We start from the raw sequence: 15,061 nt of genomic DNA, 5'->3' as shown, positions 1-15,061 counted from the left end.
AAGACCTTAACAGAGTAAATCTGTTAAGGCAGGTGCGAAACCCCGCAAGGGAAAGAAGCAGAAACCTAAATCGTGAGGTTTGGGAATCACCGTCCGTTTTACGGCGGTGAGGATGTCAACATAAAGAGGAATCCTCTCTCAGGTAAGAGCGGTAGTATGGCTTACTCGACACAGCAGTTAATTGAAATCCTCGATCGAGAAATGCACGCCACTTGCAAAGGGGAACGTCTGTTACTCTCCCCGGCGGAGCGCATTGATAATCCAGTGATTGCCAAGGCGATCAATCTAGAAAAGGTGGGCAAAGTCTTCGCCTATCAGGATTTTCGCCGCCAAGTTCACGATTATCAACAACAATATCAGGTTTCGGGCATTATCTGGCGTGTTTGTCAATGGGGCGATCGCACTCTCCGTTATCCCGAAATTCATAATCAATTAGTTGCCGTGGCGGGTGACAAGGAAATTCTCATGGCTGCCAAAGCCTCGGTTTTAGAGTTTTGGAACAGTATTACCCCTAATATGAATTTTTGGTGGGCGCTTAACTCCCGTCGTCCCATTTCTGCCGATTCTCTAGCAGAATTAGTCGCCCAGTCCGAATGGGCGGAATTAGATGTGGCGCGCACAGAATTATATCTCGGCCTCTGTTGGGGTAATCCTTTAGAACACCAGTATCAATGGGCGCAACCCTTTTCCGGTTGTCATCGCATTATCGCCGCCGTCGATGAACCTAGTTCGATTAAGGTCTGAGGGCGATTGATGTCTTGGGAATTATGAATTATGAATTGGGGTGTGGGGTGTAGGGAAGGAAACCTCTTTCATCTCTGGTGGTGAAAATTTTTTCATCGAGACTGACTCCTGATGATCGACTCCTATTGTAAAGTTTTGTTAATTTTTCTGGGATTAGGGCATTTTGTAAAAATAGATACAGAATTGTATGTTATACATATTAGTAAGTGATTAAAAAAGTTCAAAATGCGATTTGCAGATCGGAGGAAATGATTATGTCTACAGAACAACAAGCTCGCGCCTTAATGATGCGTCACCACCGCGCCGTCAAAAATCGTCAACAATCGATGTTAGAGAGAAGTGCTTCTGAAATCGGTATTGACAATGACAATGGCTACGGGGAAACCGTTCAACGTCGCTTCTCGGCCGACTTTTCTTCACAAACTTATTGATCGCTCTGGTGTTACTCTCAGTTAGGGTCTTAGATTTCGCCAAAGTGTAAGCTTTCAATCTTAGAATTAAGTGAACAATCAGCCCACACAAACCGAGATAGGAATGTGTGGGTTTTCGGTTTTTAGAAATCATGGGGTTACGTTTGGGATAGAGATGGTTTTATTTTATTTGCAAGACGAGGCGATATTTAGGTTGTCCAGTTCTCAATTTTTCCATGGCTTCATTCACCTGCGAGATAGGATAGGTTTCTGTAACGGGTTCAATGCCATGGCGAGAGGCAAATTCGATCATTTTATTGATGGTACTGGGACTACCCAAAGGACTACCAGAAATCGATTTTTGACCCATAATCAAGGGAAAAGCGTAGGTAGCCATGGGTTCAAGAACAGCCCCAACAATATGCAGACGACCTTTGGGACGTAAACAGGCGATATAAAGACCCCAATCGAGATTAACGTTAACGGTAGAGATGATGAAATCAAAGTAATTTTGTACCGATTGCAAAGCTTCGGGGTCTCTGGAATTGATAAAATGAGTCGCGCCTAATTCTTTGGCCTCCGCTTCCTTATCGGGACTACTGGAAAAAGCGGTTACTTCGCAGCCCCAAGCTTTGAGGAATTTTAAGGCTATATGTCCCAATCCACCAATACCAATGACACCAACTCGGGCCGTGGGTTTAATATCAAATTGCACAATCGGATTAAAGACGGTAATACCACCACAAAAAAGCGGGCCAGCTTTGGCAGCATCCAACTGGTTCCCCAAGGGAACTAACCAACTATGATGGGCCCGGACTTTTTCAGCAAAACCACCATGGCGACCGACGATAGTTCCTTCGGCAGTGGCACAAAGGTTTTGATCCCCTGACATACAAGTTTCACAGGTCGAACAGGAACGGGAAAACCAACCAAGACCGACTCTTTGCCCTATCTTTAATTCTTTGACTTTAGCACCGAGAGCGGCGATCGTGCCGACCACTTCATGACCGGGGACAAAGGGATAGGTGGTCAGTCCCCAATCGTTATCGAGCATACTTAGGTCACTGTGGCAGATGCCGCAATATTCCACCTCGATTTCCACATCTTCATCCGCTAATATACCCGGATCGTAGTCAAAAGGCTCTAGTTTTCCCCCTTTCTCTCGGGCAGCATAGGCTCTAATCATGATTAAGTCCTCTAGAATGGGTTTATTGGTTATCTTAACCCAAATTTATCGAAAATTCCGGTTAAGAAGATTGGGCGATAATTCCACTGCTAGGGACATCAACATCAAGGAAGTCCGCTCGGGATGATTAAAAAAATCTTAAAAACCGGAATTTTAAGAATAGCCAGAGGCGATCGCTAACTGGCAGCATCAGCAAAATTACTGGTTGTGGGTTACTCTTGTATATAGACTGGTCGCTGGCCGCTTGCGGACTTTACCGAGAAGTTTTGTTAAGATCGGATAAAAATTGTCCTGTTTCATCCTCGGCAAGATTAGACGAGATAAAAAGCCCGTTTCTAATTTGCGGATAATTTTTGTCAGCGATTGTATCCTATTAACTATAGTTATTATCAGAGCGTCATGGGAAAAGTCATCGGCATCGACTTAGGGACAACCAACAGTTGTGTTGCGGTACTCGAAGGAGGTCAGCCGATTATAGTTGCCAACTCGGAAGGGGGAAGGACAACTCCTAGTATCGTGGGATTCGGCAAGGGCCAGCGCCTAGTGGGACAACTGGCCAAACGTCAAGCGGTCACTAATGCCGAAAATACCGTCTATAGCATCAAACGCTTTATCGGTAGGCGTTGGCCAGACACCGAGGTAGAAAGGGGACGAGTTGCCTATCATTGCCAACGCGGTCGCGATGATACCGTCAATATCAAAATTCGCGATCGGGAATTTACCCCCCAAGAAATCTCGTCCATGATCCTGCAAAAATTAAAGGCCGATGCTGAGGCCTATCTGGGAGAACCGATTAACGAGGCCGTGATTACAGTTCCCGCCTATTTTACCGATGCCCAACGTCAGGCCACTAAAGACGCGGGGATAATCGCAGGACTAGAAGTATTAAGAATTATTAACGAACCCACCGCCGCCGCCCTGGCCTACGGTTTAGATAAACAAAACGAAGATCAACATATCCTCGTTTTTGACCTAGGGGGAGGAACCTTCGACGTTTCCATCCTGCAACTAGGGAAGGGAGTCTTTGAAGTGAAAGCCACCGCCGGCAATAACCATCTTGGGGGGGACGATTTTGATAACCTCTTAGTGCGGTGGCTGGTGGAGAACTTTCAAAGCCAAGAAAACATCGATCTAGCCAGCGATCGCATGGCGATCCAAAGACTGCGAGAAGCCGCCGAAAAAGCCAAAATCGAGCTTTCTAGCCTGATTACCACCTCGATCAATCTCCCCTTTATCGCCGCCGACGAAACCGGTCCTAAACACCTAGAATTGGAAATAACTCGCGCTAAATTCGAGGAATTAACCAGAGAATTAGTGGAAAAAACCCTCGAACCCGTACAACAGTCCCTCAAAGATAGCGAACTGCAGCCTAGCGATATCAACCGTGTCATTCTCGTCGGTGGTTCCACCAGAATACCCGCCGTACAGCAATTAATCTCCCGTTTCTTTTCTGCAGGCCAGATCGATCGCTCTGTTAACCCCGATGAGGCCGTTGCTTTGGGGGCGGCGATTCAAGCTGGAGTTTTAGGTGGAGAAGTGGCAGATGTCCTCCTTCTTGATGTCACCCCCCTTTCCCTCGGCATTGAAACCCTCGGCGAAGTCTTTACCAAAATTATCGATCGCAATACCACTATCCCCACCAGTAGATCTCAGGTTTTTTCCACCGCTGCCGATGGTCAAACTTCGGTGGAAATTCATGTTCTGCAAGGGGAAAGGGCCATGGCTCGGGATAATAAAACCCTCGGTAAATTTCTCCTGACGGGAATTCCTCCCGCCCCTAGGGGTATGCCACAAATCGAAGTGGCCTTCGAGATCGATGTTAACGGCATCTTGAAAGTGGCCGCCAGCGACCAAGGCACCGGCAAGGAACAAAGTATTGTCATTAGCCATACTGGAGGGCTGAAACCGAACGAAATTGAAAAAATGCGCCTAGAAGCCGAAAAATACGCCGAATTTGATCGCAGTCGTCTGCAAATGATCGATATTCGCCACCAATCCGATAGTCTTTTCTATAGCTACGAAGTCACCCTCAGGGAAAACAGTGAGTTAGTCGCCCCCGATATCCGGCAACTGGCCGACCAGAAGCGGCAACAGTTGGAAATCGCCCTGCGCGACCCTTCCATATCCTCAGAAAAGCTAAAAACCACCCTGGAAGAATTTCGTCAGATTGTCCTCGAAATCGGTACCCGCATCTACACGGGTAAACAAGAGGAAACCCAACCCCTCAACGGTACTGGTTTTCAATCGATCGATGTCACCGAAAAACTGACCCGACCCACCCGCACCCAAGCCACTTCCTCCAATACCTTCGCCAAGGGGCTAACCCTCTCCCACACTAGAACCAGAACCTATAGTGATCTGGAAACTAAATCCGGGGAATCGGGCAGTGATGATCAGCCCTACGATGGCGAAGAAATGAGTGCCAGTGACTACGAGGCCGTAGATTAAAAAGTGATCAGTGATCAGATGTGAGTTTTCAGCTTTTTTCTCCCCTTCTCTGTGCTCCCTACCCCACTACCCCACTACCCCACTACCCCACTACCCCACCTCCCCACTACCCCACTACCCCACTACCCCACTACCCCACTTCCCAACCCCTAACCCCCAGCAAAAATAGTAGGGATAACCCAACTAAACTATTATGTATAGTTTGTTAAAGTAACAACTAGACTTAAACTTTATTTATAAATTGCCAGCAGAACCATAGTCCCCTATGCCCACTGATTACTACGAAATTCTAGGTGTCTCGCGAGATGCCGGCAAAGAAGACATCAAACGCGCCTATCGTCGTCTCGCCCGAAAATACCATCCCGATGTTAACAAAGAACCAGGAGCCGAGGAACACTTCAAAGAAATTAACCGCGCCTACGAAATTCTCTCGGAACCAGAAACCCGCAATCGTTATGACCGCTTTGGTGAAGCTGGGGTTTCTGGGGGCGCTGCTGGTTTTGATCCCGACAATATGGGCGGTTTCGCCGATATCTTTGAGACAATCTTTAGTGGTTTCGGGGGCATGGGCGGCCAAGCAACCGCCCGCCGACGCACAGGCCCTACCCGGGGCGAAGATCTACGTCTCGATTTTAGACTAAAATTCCGCGAGGCTGTCTTTGGCGGCGAAAAGGAAATCCGCATCCGTCATCTGGAAACCTGTCAAACCTGTAAAGGCAGTGGGGCCAGACCGGGGACCAGTTCCCGTACTTGTACTACTTGCAATGGTGCTGGCCAGGTACGTCGCGCCACCCGTACTCCCTTCGGTACTTTTGCTCAGGTTTCGGTCTGTCCCACCTGTGACGGTGCTGGCGAAGTGATCGAGGAAAAGTGCGACGTTTGCGGCGGTTCCGGACGCAGACAGGAAACCAAAAAACTGAAAATTACCATCCCCGCGGGGGTTGACAACGGCATGAAATTGCGCGTTGCCCGGGAAGGTGACGCAGGACTTAAAGGCGGGCCGCCGGGAGATTTATTCGTTTATCTAACCGTGGAAAACGATGGGGAATTTCAACGGGAAGGTAATGATATTAAATCGGATATCACGATTAGCTATATCCAAGCGATTTTAGGATGTACCATCAAAGTTAATACTGTAGATGGCCAAGAAGACCTGACTATCCCCGCCGGTACTCAACCGAACACCGTACTGATTTTAGAAAATAAAGGGGTTCCCAAATTAGGCAATCCCGTCAGCCGCGGTGATCATCGCATTACCGTTAAAATCTCGATTCCTACCCGTGTCACCGGAGAAGAACGGGAATTGCTGGAAAAATTAGCAAAAGTTCGCGGGGAAACCGTGGGGAAAGGCGGAATCGAGGGATTTTTAGGTAATATCTTCCATAAATAACTATGACTTTAGACCTGCGCGGCACTCCCTGCCCAATTAATTTTGTCCGGACAAAATTGCAATTAGAGAAAATGACCGCCGGGGAACGGTTGGAAGTCTGGTTAGATGCTGGGGAACCAATCGAACAGGTTCCCACTAGCCTGACAGTGGAGGGTTATCAGATAGAATCGATCGAAGACCGAGATAGCTTTTTTGTTCTCAAAGTCTATCGCCCCGATTCCTAAATGGTAGATGCACAATTAACCGATTTATACGGTACAGTGGTGGCCGTACAGGCGAATTTCTATCAGGTACGCTTGGATTCTCCCGTTATGGGCGAGAATCTCCTCTGTACCCGTCGCGCTCGCTTGCAAAAAATCGGTCAATCGGTGATGGTTGGTGATCGGGTGCGCGTGGAGGAAGCCAATTTTGATGATCGGCAGGGTGCGATCGCAGAAGTCCTCCCCCGCAGTACCGAGATCGATCGGCCGGCCGTTGCCAATATCGAGCAGATTTTGCTAGTTTTTGCCCTTGCTGAACCCGTCCTCGATCCTTGGCTGATTAGTCGTTTTTTGGTGAAAGCCGAGTCCACAGGCTTAGAAATTGCGGTCTGTGTCAATAAAATCGATCTGGGGGAACCCGAACAAATAGAGGTCTGGGGCGATCGCCTAGCTAGTTGGGGATACCGGCCCTTTTTTGTCAGTGTGGAGAAAAATCGGGGATTTGAGGCTTTATTGGCACAATTAAACCATAAAATCACTCTCTTGGCCGGTCCGTCCGGGGTGGGAAAATCGAGTTTAATTAATTGTCTAATTCCTGAGATTAATCAACGGGTGGGGGATGTGTCGGGAAAACTACAAAAAGGTCGTCACACCACCCGTCATGTGGAGTTATTTGCTTTACCAAATCGGGGTTTATTGGCCGATAGTCCGGGATTTAACCAACCGGATATTAACTGTTTACCGGAACAATTAACTTTTTATTTTCCGGAAGTGAGACAGCTTTTAGCTTTAGGAAATTGTCAATTTAATGATTGTACTCACCGTCGGGAACCTAACTGTGTGGTGAGGGGAGATTGGGAACGTTACCAACATTATTTAGAGTTTTTAGAAGAAGCGATCGCACGAGAACAGTCATTACAGAAAACTAGCACAAAAGAGTCAAGTTTAAAGTTAAAAATTAAAGAAGCAGGTCAAGAAACCTACGAACCCAAATTAGCTAATAAAAAATATCGTCGTCCTTCCCGTCGCGGCAAAAATCAAGATCAGGAACGCTACGAAAATAAAACTCTCCAAGATATTTATAATGATGATTCTGAATAGAATCGGTTAGGTTGCCTTTATCTTTAGGGTTAATTTATAAATACTGTCTAAAGATGAAAATTTAACAGCAATGATTGTATCTATGGGTTTTTATCTGAACTATTTTTTACTTTTATTCTCGCACTTTTGGAACTAATTCAACTTATCTACGAGCTAAATTTTTAATAGTTCTAGAGTTAGCTATTTTCCATGTTCCCTCGTCATTTTCAAGATTATAGCGAACCAATGAGGTGCTAAAAGCACTATTTTTTCGATCAATTTTACCCTGATTGTTATAGAGTGTTCTTTCTTCAGTAACCACCACATCAACTGTAGCTTGATCACCAGAGGCTGTAAAATTATTAACTGAATCTATTCTCTGAACTCCATAGATATAATAAGCACCATTATTAGCTAACCATTCGGAAGAACTTTCTTGACCATCAGAGCTTTTTATTTTGTCATTATAAGCTTTACCTGTAAGTAGGGTCTGCTGAATAAATCTAAAAACCTTGTTGGGTAAGACTTTTAGACTTTTGGGAAATCAAAAAGTACTGGACATGGGAGTGATCGGGGGGGGGAAAATTCAGTGACTTTTTCCCTGAAAATTAGGTAATTGACCCTCTGAAAACGGGTAAAACCCTACACCCCACACCCCACACCCTACCCCCACCGAAAAACTTTTTCAGCAGACCCTACTTAGTTGATGATAGGTGGTGCGTTACGACGGATTGTTACCTTCAAGTCAAAGCTGCAATTTCGGCCGTCTAACGCACCCTAAGTTTTACCACTGAGGTTGATGTTTTTAAGCATTATTGACCTTCTCACCTCTAAGAGCCGAAAATAAACAGAGACGACCCAAACCCAAGATTGTTGGTGAGAAGTTTTCCTGACTGGGGGCCTCTAGATGGCAACCGGCAAATTCTTGCTGTATTTCTGTTAGAAAATAGGGCCAAATGGTTAAGAAAAAATTACCGCTAAAAATTATTCGATCGATATCTTCAAGACTTTTTTGCTGTTTTTCTAACAAATCATTAACTTTTTGTCTTAAATTATCTATATATGGTATAATGACCTTCTTATTTAAATCGGTGCGACTGACCGTCCAAGTATGACCGGCTAGAGAGGAGGTAAATTCGCTTTCTTCTTGAAGGATTAATTTAGTTAATCTAGCGGCTGCCAGTAAAGATTTTTTTAAGGGATTAGTATCGGTGAGAGCGGAGCGGGAAAGAGGCAAAAAAGAACGCCAGAGAGGATAAATTAAGTGAGAGAGTATGGCCCGTTCATAGGTGTTTTCCCCGTAGTTAAAATGGCTCAGAGCGATCGCTTGACGGGATAAAGAGCGAGTTTGCGGCGGGACTTCCACTATTGCTAAAGTGGTAGTCTCCCGCTTCCCTTCGATAACCAGTAGGGTTTGGGGTTGGGGTTGGTCGCTAGTGGGAATATGGGCCAGAGCAGTAGCGATCGCTGTTTCTAGACTAGATAGGCGATCGGGGGGTATTAGTTGCGATGTGAGAAGGGCTTTTTTCAGGTCATCCGTGGGGGTTTCCCCGTCATCGGTGATAATAATAGCTTCTAATCGCTCTAGGGCTTCCCAGAGCCAAGAATCGGTGCTAAAATCCCGATTAGATAGCCAGCTAATTAGATATTCGTCCACCTGAGGGCCGGGTAAGCGATCGCTTGTTCCCGTTGCCAGACTCCAAGAAAGAGGATAAAAATCGATCAGTCCTTGGCTTTCCCGAAAAAAGACAACTTTTACCCCCTCTGGTTGCACCTCCATTCCCAGCGACCAACGGGCAACTTCAGGGGTTGGATCGGGCAACAATAAGGGAGAAAGCAGCGCTCTGGCCGATTCTAATTGTTGACGAGTGGCGATAATTGTCTCGGAAGTAACTTCTTGCGGGTTAACTAGAGAAGAAATCACCTTGGCAAGAATCCGATCGATCTCGGTCAGTAGGGAGGAAAAATCCGGTTTATCGGTCACTGGATAACTAAAAATACCCACAACTTTCCATTGTAGAATCACCCACCTAAAACGAACAAAATTTAAATATTAAACTATGGAAGAAAAACGCTATCCTGCCGAAAAATCAGCAGAAATTCAAAAATTATTAGATACAGCCACTTTATTTGTCGGTTTGCCCCCTGAAACCCTCGCTCAAGTTACTTCTCATGCTGTCACCCGCACTCATCCTGCTAATCGGGCGATTTTATTAGAAAATGATTGGGGTGGTTCGGTTTACTTTATTCTGGATGGTTGGGTGAAAATTCGTACTTACGATAGTTCGGGTAGAGAAGTCACCTTAAATATCGTCGGTAAAGGGGAAATAGTCGGAGAAATGGCCGCTTTAGACGAATCTACCCGCTCCACCGATGCTATCACCTTAACCACGGCCACAGTTAGCAGTATTCCCGCCCAAGATTTTATTAATCTGCTCATATCGGAGCCTTTAGCGGGAATTCGTCTTTCTCAGTTAATGGCCAAGCGTTTACGTCAACTTAACCGGCGTTTACGTTTGCGCGAGGCCGATAGTCTCTCCAGAGTCGCCGATACTTTACTCTTTTTGGCCGAAGGTCAAGGACGAAAAAGCGGCCAGGGTACGATAATTCCTAATTTACCTCACCGGGAATTGAGTAGCATTAGTGGCCTGGCCCGGGAAACCGTGACCCGATCCTTGGCCAAATTGGAGAAAAAAGGCCTGATTCAAAGACAGCAGGAATCTCTGTGTATTCCCGATCTGGCCGCTCTAGAAAAAGCGATCACCTAAATTCAGTGATCAGTGATCAGCTTATGTGTCGATTACAGCGTTTCTCGTAAGTAGGTGGTTGGACTGATGACTGAAAGATTAACCAGTTTTGGAGTGGTGCTGGTGACAACAACCAGCGAAACGGAAGCGGAAAACTTAGCGATCGCCTTACTTAACGAGCGATTGGCAGCTTGTGTCAGTATTTACCCGATTCGTTCCATTTATCGTTGGCAGGGACAGATTGAAAACGAGCGCGAATGGCAATTAGCGATTAAAACCGATTTAAAGCAGTTTGAGCAGTTATCGGCGAAGATACAGGAACTTCATACCTATGCCGTCCCAGAAATCATCGCTTTACCGATTGTAGCGGGTTCTCAGACCTATTTAGACTGGTTAGCCTCCCCTACGGGTGGGGTGTCAGAATAGACCAATCGGTAAGTTTAGCGAAAAAAATCTATATAATTCTTAATAAACTATCTCAGGAAGCGCAAAAAGTTTTAATCTAGATGCTGATTAAATTTTTAAACATCTGGTTTTAAGACCGATCGCCTCCACGATTGGAGAACTCAGCACATCGTCAAGGGAGATAGTTAAAATCCAATGAGTCTTAAGGCAAGCGGTGGCAGCTCCTTAGCGCGTCCCCAACTCTATCAAACCGTCCCAGTATCTGCCATTACCCAAGCAGAACAACAAGACCGCTTTCTCGATAAACCCGAACTCAATGAACTGATCGCCTACTTCCAATCGGGGAGCAAGCGCTTAGATATTGCCCAAACGCTCACCCGGAACTCCGATCTGATCGTCTCGCGGGCAGCTAACCGGATTTTTACCGGTGGTTCACCCATGGCCTACCTAGAAAAACCCCCCGTGGAAGAATTGGCCCTGGTGGGTGCGGGTAAAGTTACCAACGTCCAGGAAGGGATGAAATTAGGAACCGTTACCTACGCTGAAAGCGGGGCCGGTGGCGGCAGTGGCATACTCGGTGGCTTAAAAGGGATTTTCACCTCTAGCGGCCCGATTCCCCCCGGATTCCGACCGATTAACGTCTCTCGTTACGGTCCGAGCAATATGCAGAAGTCCCTCCGGGATTTATCCTGGTTCCTGCGTTACGTTACCTATGCGATCGTGGCCGGTGATACCAGTATCCTGATCGTTAACACCCGCGGTTTAAGGGAAGTTCTCGAAAATGCCTGTTCCATTGATGCCACCATCGTGGCCCTACAAGAAATGCGGGCCGCTTCGATCGAGTATTTCCAAAGAGACAAGGATGCGGCCACTTTAATCAGTGACTATTTCAATATCCTACTGGGTGAATTAAAAGCCCCCACCCCCTCTAATAAACTGCGTCAGCGTCCCAGTAGTGACCAACAGGGTTTAAGTCTTCCCCAAAGCTACTACAACGCCGCCGAAAAACGGCAAAAGTTTGTCATGAAAACTGGTTTATCGGAGTCGGAAAAATCTTCGATTATCAAGGCCACCTACAGACAAATTTTTGAACGGGACATCACTCGCGCCTACAGTCAGTCCATTTCTGACCTAGAATCGAAGGTGAAAAACGGCGACATCTCGATGAAAGAATTCGTCCGTCGTCTCGGTAAATCGCCTCTCTACCGTAAACAGTTCTTTGAACCTTTTATCAATAGTCGCGCCCTAGAATTGGCTTTCCGTCATTTCCTCGGTCGCGGTCCTTCCTCCCGGGAAGAAGTGCAGAAATACTTCTCGATCGTCTCTAGCGGCGGTTTAGCGGCGTTAATCGATGCTTTAGTCGATTCTCAGGAGTATTCCGACTATTTCGGCGAAGAAACCGTTCCCTATCTCCGGGGTTTGGGTGCAGAAGCGCAGGAATGTCGTAACTGGGGGATGCAGATCGACCTGTTTAACTACAGCGCACCTTTCCGCAAAGTTCCCCAATTTATCACCACCTTTGCTAAATACAATCGCCCCTTACCAGATCAGCACGTTTACGGTTCCGGAAATGATCCCCTAGAAATCCAATTTGGGGCAATTTTCCCGAAAGAAACTCGCGAACCTAGTTCTAGTCCCGCTCCCTTTGGTAAAGATACCAAACGTATCCTCATCCACCGCGGACCTGCCACTAATAACCAAAATAGCAACCCCGGCGCCCGAGGTGAATTCCCCGGTACTTTGGGACCGAAAGTTTTCCGTCTCAATAACGAGTTACCCGGTTCTAGCAATGGGGTAAGCGTTAAATTTGGCGAAATTTCCACCCAAAGAGTGATTTTAGCGGCTTATCGTCAGGTTTTCGGTCGAATGCCCTACGAAGGTCAGCGTTTGTCCGTGGCCGAGATTAAGTTAGAAAATGGCGATATTACTCTGCGCGAGTTTATCAAAACCCTAGCTAAATCCGAGGCTTTCCGGAAAATCTACTGGACTCCTCTCTATGTGGTCAAAGCGATCGAATATATTCACCGTCGTCTGCTCGGTCGTCCCACCTACGGTCGTCAGGAAATGAATCAATATTTCGATCTTTGCTCGAAAAAAGGCTTCTATGCTTTAATCGATGCCCTTATCGACAGTCCTGAATATACGGAAGCTTTTGGTGAAGATACGGTCCCCTACGAGCGCTATCTAACTCCCCAAGGGATGCAGTTACGGATGGTGCGTTTGGGCAATCTCCGCGAAGATATCGGCCAAAGAGTTGATAAAGAGGAAACCCCGCGCTTTATTGAATTGGGTACACCTTCGGTCTCGATTCGCACTGAACCCGATATTCAATCTCGTGTCGGTCAAGGTGTCACGGTTCAACGGGAACAAACTAAGGTCTTTAAACTGTTAACTAATCTGGATAAAGTTGCCGTACAAAATACTGTTCGCGCCGCCTATCGTCAGATTTTTGAACGAGATCTCGAACCCTATATCATCAATGCCGAATTTACTGCTTTAGAGAGTAAATTAAGCAATGCTGAGATCACGGTGAAAGAGTTTATTGAGGGTTTAGGTTGTTCGGATCTTTACCTGAAAGAATTCTATGCTCCCTATCCGAATACGAAAGTAATTGAATTGGGAACCAAGCACTTCTTAGGTCGCGCTCCCTTGAATCAAAAAGAAATCCAGAAATATAACCAAATTCTGGCAACTAAGGGATTAAAGGCCTTTATCGGTGCTATGGTTAATAGCATGGAATACCTACAATTATTTGGTGAAGATACGGTTCCCTATCGTCGTTTCCCGACTCTACCGGCCGCTAATTTCCCCAATACGGAACGGTTATACAATAAGCTGACTAAACAGGATAGTGAACTGGTTGTTCCTAGTTTTAAACCAGTAGTTAAGGTTGGTGGCTAATTAGTCCTTGAAGTTAATTAATTTAGCTCGTGTTCAACACGAGCTTTTTTCAGGACAAATTACTGCCCAAAATTTATTATCGTCAATCAAGGGGATAACAATGAGCCAAATTAAAGTTAAAAACTTCGGTCCAATTAAGGCGGGTTTAGTAGAAAATGATGGTTTTATCGACGTTCGTAAAGTAACGATTTTTATCGGTAATCAAGGAACTGGAAAAAGTAGCATTGCTAAATTAATATCAACATTAAGCTGGTTGGAAAAAGCTCTATATCGTGGGGATTTAGAGGAAAAATATGTTATTAAATATAATCGTTTTGTTAAATCTTTTTGTCAGTACCAAAATTTAACCAATTACTTTTTACCCGAAACCCAAATTGAATACAATGGAGATGTTTATAGAATTAGTTTTGAAAATGCTAAATTATCGATCGAGCGTACTGATAATCCAAAGTATCGAGTACCAAAAATTATGTATGTACCGGCAGAGCGAAACTTTTTGAGTGCCGTAAGATGGCCAGAAAAACTCAAAGGACTGCCAGAATCATTATATACTTTCTGGGAAGAATTGGATCGCTCACAACAGGAATTATCTGGCAGTTTGACTTTGCCAGTAGGTGAGGTTAAATTGGAATTTGATAAACTTAATAGACTGGTCAAGATTGTGGGTAGTGATTATCAACTAAATCTATCAGAAGCTTCCAGTGGTTTTCAGTCTTTTGTTCCTTTATTTCTCGTTTCTCGAAATATTGCTTTATCGATTAATCGAACTCAAGAAACTTCCCGCAATGAACTCAGTGGAGAGGAGCAAAAAAGATTAAAAATGGAAATCGAGAAAATTCTCTCTAATGATAATCTTTCCGATGACCTAAAAAAGGCAGCACTAGAAGTGTTATCTTCTAAATACCGCAATGAGTGTTTTGTAAATATTGTGGAAGAAATCGAGCAGAATCTATTTCCCCAATCTCAGAAAAAGATTTTATATAAATTATTTGAATTTGCCAATTTAACCCAGGGAAATAAACTAATTTTGACTACTCATAGTCCTTATATTATCAACGATCTAACCCTAGCTATCAAAGCGGATAAAGTTATCAAAAAAATCCTATCATCAGCGATTTCTAACGCCGATTATCTCCAAGAAAAGCTCAACCAAATTGTCCCGAAAGCCTCTTGTATAGCGGCAGAAGATGCTATTGTATATGAATTAACAGAGCAAGGAGAAATCCGAGAACTTGCTACCTATGAGGGTTTACCTTCTGATGAAAATTATCTCAATCTTTCCCTAGGAGAGACAAATCAGCTTTTTGATGATTTACTGGAAATCGAAGAACAGTTATGAAGATTAATTTCTTTGATAAAAAATGTCAGAGTCAAACCCATCGGCATAAATTTGGAATTTGTGATCCGCCATCTCCCTCAGAAAATCCCGCTTATTTAGGGTTTGCTGAATAAATCTAAAAACCTTATCCAACAAGGTTTTTAGACTTTTTTTCCCTCAAAAAGTGCCGACCCTTGGAGTGATTGGGGGGAAAATTCAGGGACTTTTTCCC

The 15,061-nt window shown here is 45.2% G+C and carries 13 protein-coding genes; 10 read left to right on the top strand and 3 right to left on the bottom strand.

Annotation, left to right across the window (positions count from 1 at the left end; all coding sequences use genetic code 11):
• The first annotated feature begins 156 nt into the window (after positions 1-156).
• On the top strand, positions 157-744 hold the full coding sequence (locus EWV84_RS04195; protein ID WP_287076642.1) for a hypothetical protein: 588 nt from the start codon (positions 157-159) through the stop codon (positions 742-744).
• A 254-nt stretch (positions 745-998) separates the two neighbouring features.
• Positions 999-1,175 (top strand): glutamine synthetase inactivation factor IF7A, encoded by a 177-nt coding sequence (gifA, locus tag EWV84_RS04190; RefSeq protein ID WP_287076640.1) that lies wholly within the window; start codon positions 999-1,001, stop codon positions 1,173-1,175.
• A 160-nt stretch (positions 1,176-1,335) separates the two neighbouring features.
• Here the strand turns inward: gifA and ahr are convergent, their stop codons facing one another.
• The gene (gene ahr, locus EWV84_RS04185; protein WP_287076638.1) at positions 1,336-2,340 is read right to left on the bottom strand and encodes an NADPH-dependent aldehyde reductase Ahr; all 1,005 of its coding nucleotides are present in this window, start codon (positions 2,338-2,340) and stop codon (positions 1,336-1,338) included.
• Between the two features lie 399 nt (positions 2,341-2,739).
• Here ahr and dnaK point away from each other — a divergent pair, with 399 nt between their 5' ends.
• The 4 genes from dnaK to rsgA all read left to right on the top strand — a co-directional run bounded on the left by dnaK (position 2,740) and on the right by rsgA (position 7,479).
• Positions 2,740-4,788 carry a molecular chaperone DnaK gene (gene dnaK / locus EWV84_RS04180; protein WP_287076646.1) on the top strand — a complete coding sequence of 683 codons (2,049 nt, stop codon included), beginning with the start codon at positions 2,740-2,742 and terminating at the stop codon, positions 4,786-4,788.
• Between the two features lie 265 nt (positions 4,789-5,053).
• Positions 5,054-6,178: a molecular chaperone DnaJ gene (gene dnaJ / locus EWV84_RS04175; protein ID WP_287076636.1), complete on the top strand. Its 1,125-nt coding sequence runs from the start codon at positions 5,054-5,056 to the stop codon at positions 6,176-6,178.
• 2 nt (positions 6,179-6,180) lie between these two features.
• Positions 6,181-6,402: a sulfurtransferase TusA family protein gene (locus tag EWV84_RS04170; RefSeq protein WP_002738399.1), complete on the top strand. Its 222-nt coding sequence runs from the start codon at positions 6,181-6,183 to the stop codon at positions 6,400-6,402.
• Positions 6,403-7,479 carry a small ribosomal subunit biogenesis GTPase RsgA gene (rsgA, locus tag EWV84_RS04165; RefSeq protein WP_287076634.1) on the top strand — a complete coding sequence of 359 codons (1,077 nt, stop codon included), beginning with the start codon at positions 6,403-6,405 and terminating at the stop codon, positions 7,477-7,479. It abuts the gene before it with no gap.
• Positions 7,480-7,621: 142 nt separating this feature from the next.
• On the opposite strand, the gene EWV84_RS04160 is transcribed toward rsgA, so the two are convergent.
• Together EWV84_RS04160 and EWV84_RS04155 are read right to left on the bottom strand one after the other, a co-directional pair.
• Positions 7,622-7,957: an ARC6/PARC6 family protein gene (locus EWV84_RS04160; RefSeq protein ID WP_416361039.1), complete on the bottom strand. Its 336-nt coding sequence runs from the start codon at positions 7,955-7,957 to the stop codon at positions 7,622-7,624.
• A gap of 306 nt (positions 7,958-8,263) precedes the next feature.
• Positions 8,264-9,463, bottom strand: coding sequence for an acetate and sugar kinases/Hsc70/actin family protein (locus EWV84_RS04155; RefSeq protein WP_287076632.1), 1,200 nt, complete (start codon positions 9,461-9,463; stop codon positions 8,264-8,266).
• A 55-nt stretch (positions 9,464-9,518) separates the two neighbouring features.
• Here EWV84_RS04155 and EWV84_RS04150 point away from each other — a divergent pair, with 55 nt between their 5' ends.
• From EWV84_RS04150 to EWV84_RS04135, 4 genes are all read left to right on the top strand, one after another.
• Positions 9,519-10,226, top strand: coding sequence for a Crp/Fnr family transcriptional regulator (locus tag EWV84_RS04150; protein ID WP_287076630.1), 708 nt, complete (start codon positions 9,519-9,521; stop codon positions 10,224-10,226).
• A 66-nt stretch (positions 10,227-10,292) separates the two neighbouring features.
• Positions 10,293-10,631, top strand: coding sequence for a divalent-cation tolerance protein CutA (gene cutA / locus EWV84_RS04145; RefSeq protein WP_287076628.1), 339 nt, complete (start codon positions 10,293-10,295; stop codon positions 10,629-10,631).
• Positions 10,632-10,805: 174 nt separating this feature from the next.
• The gene (locus tag EWV84_RS04140; protein ID WP_287076627.1) at positions 10,806-13,511 is read left to right on the top strand and encodes a phycobilisome rod-core linker polypeptide; all 2,706 of its coding nucleotides are present in this window, start codon (positions 10,806-10,808) and stop codon (positions 13,509-13,511) included.
• Between the two features lie 100 nt (positions 13,512-13,611).
• Positions 13,612-14,850, top strand: a complete 1,239-nt coding sequence (locus EWV84_RS04135; RefSeq protein WP_287076625.1) for an ATP-binding protein — start codon at positions 13,612-13,614, stop codon at positions 14,848-14,850.
• Positions 14,851-15,061: the final 211 nt, after the last annotated feature.

Source organism: Microcystis sp. M_QC_C_20170808_M3Col, assembly GCF_007095505.1.
Lineage (GTDB): Bacteria > Cyanobacteriota > Cyanobacteriia > Cyanobacteriales > Microcystaceae > Microcystis.
The sequence above is the reverse complement of the archived record's forward strand: the minus strand, read 5'-3'. Positions and strand labels throughout refer to the sequence as shown.

Excerpts from the sequence above, each read along its gene's own strand:
- rsgA (WP_287076634.1), top strand. The coding sequence starts at position 6,403 with ATGGTAGATGCACAATTAACCGATTTATACGGTACAGTGGTGGCCGTA.
- EWV84_RS04195 (WP_287076642.1), top strand. The coding sequence starts at position 157 with ATGGCTTACTCGACACAGCAGTTAATTGAAATCCTCGATCGAGAAATG.
- dnaJ (WP_287076636.1), top strand. The coding sequence starts at position 5,054 with ATGCCCACTGATTACTACGAAATTCTAGGTGTCTCGCGAGATGCCGGC.
- EWV84_RS04150 (WP_287076630.1), top strand. The coding sequence starts at position 9,519 with ATGGAAGAAAAACGCTATCCTGCCGAAAAATCAGCAGAAATTCAAAAA.
- EWV84_RS04140 (WP_287076627.1), top strand. The coding sequence starts at position 10,806 with ATGAGTCTTAAGGCAAGCGGTGGCAGCTCCTTAGCGCGTCCCCAACTC.
- EWV84_RS04170 (WP_002738399.1), top strand. The coding sequence starts at position 6,181 with ATGACTTTAGACCTGCGCGGCACTCCCTGCCCAATTAATTTTGTCCGG.
- cutA (WP_287076628.1), top strand. The coding sequence starts at position 10,293 with ATGACTGAAAGATTAACCAGTTTTGGAGTGGTGCTGGTGACAACAACC.
- gifA (WP_287076640.1), top strand. The coding sequence starts at position 999 with ATGTCTACAGAACAACAAGCTCGCGCCTTAATGATGCGTCACCACCGC.
- dnaK (WP_287076646.1), top strand. The coding sequence starts at position 2,740 with ATGGGAAAAGTCATCGGCATCGACTTAGGGACAACCAACAGTTGTGTT.
- ahr (WP_287076638.1), bottom strand. The coding sequence starts at position 2,340 with ATGATTAGAGCCTATGCTGCCCGAGAGAAAGGGGGAAAACTAGAGCCT.
- EWV84_RS04135 (WP_287076625.1), top strand. The coding sequence starts at position 13,612 with ATGAGCCAAATTAAAGTTAAAAACTTCGGTCCAATTAAGGCGGGTTTA.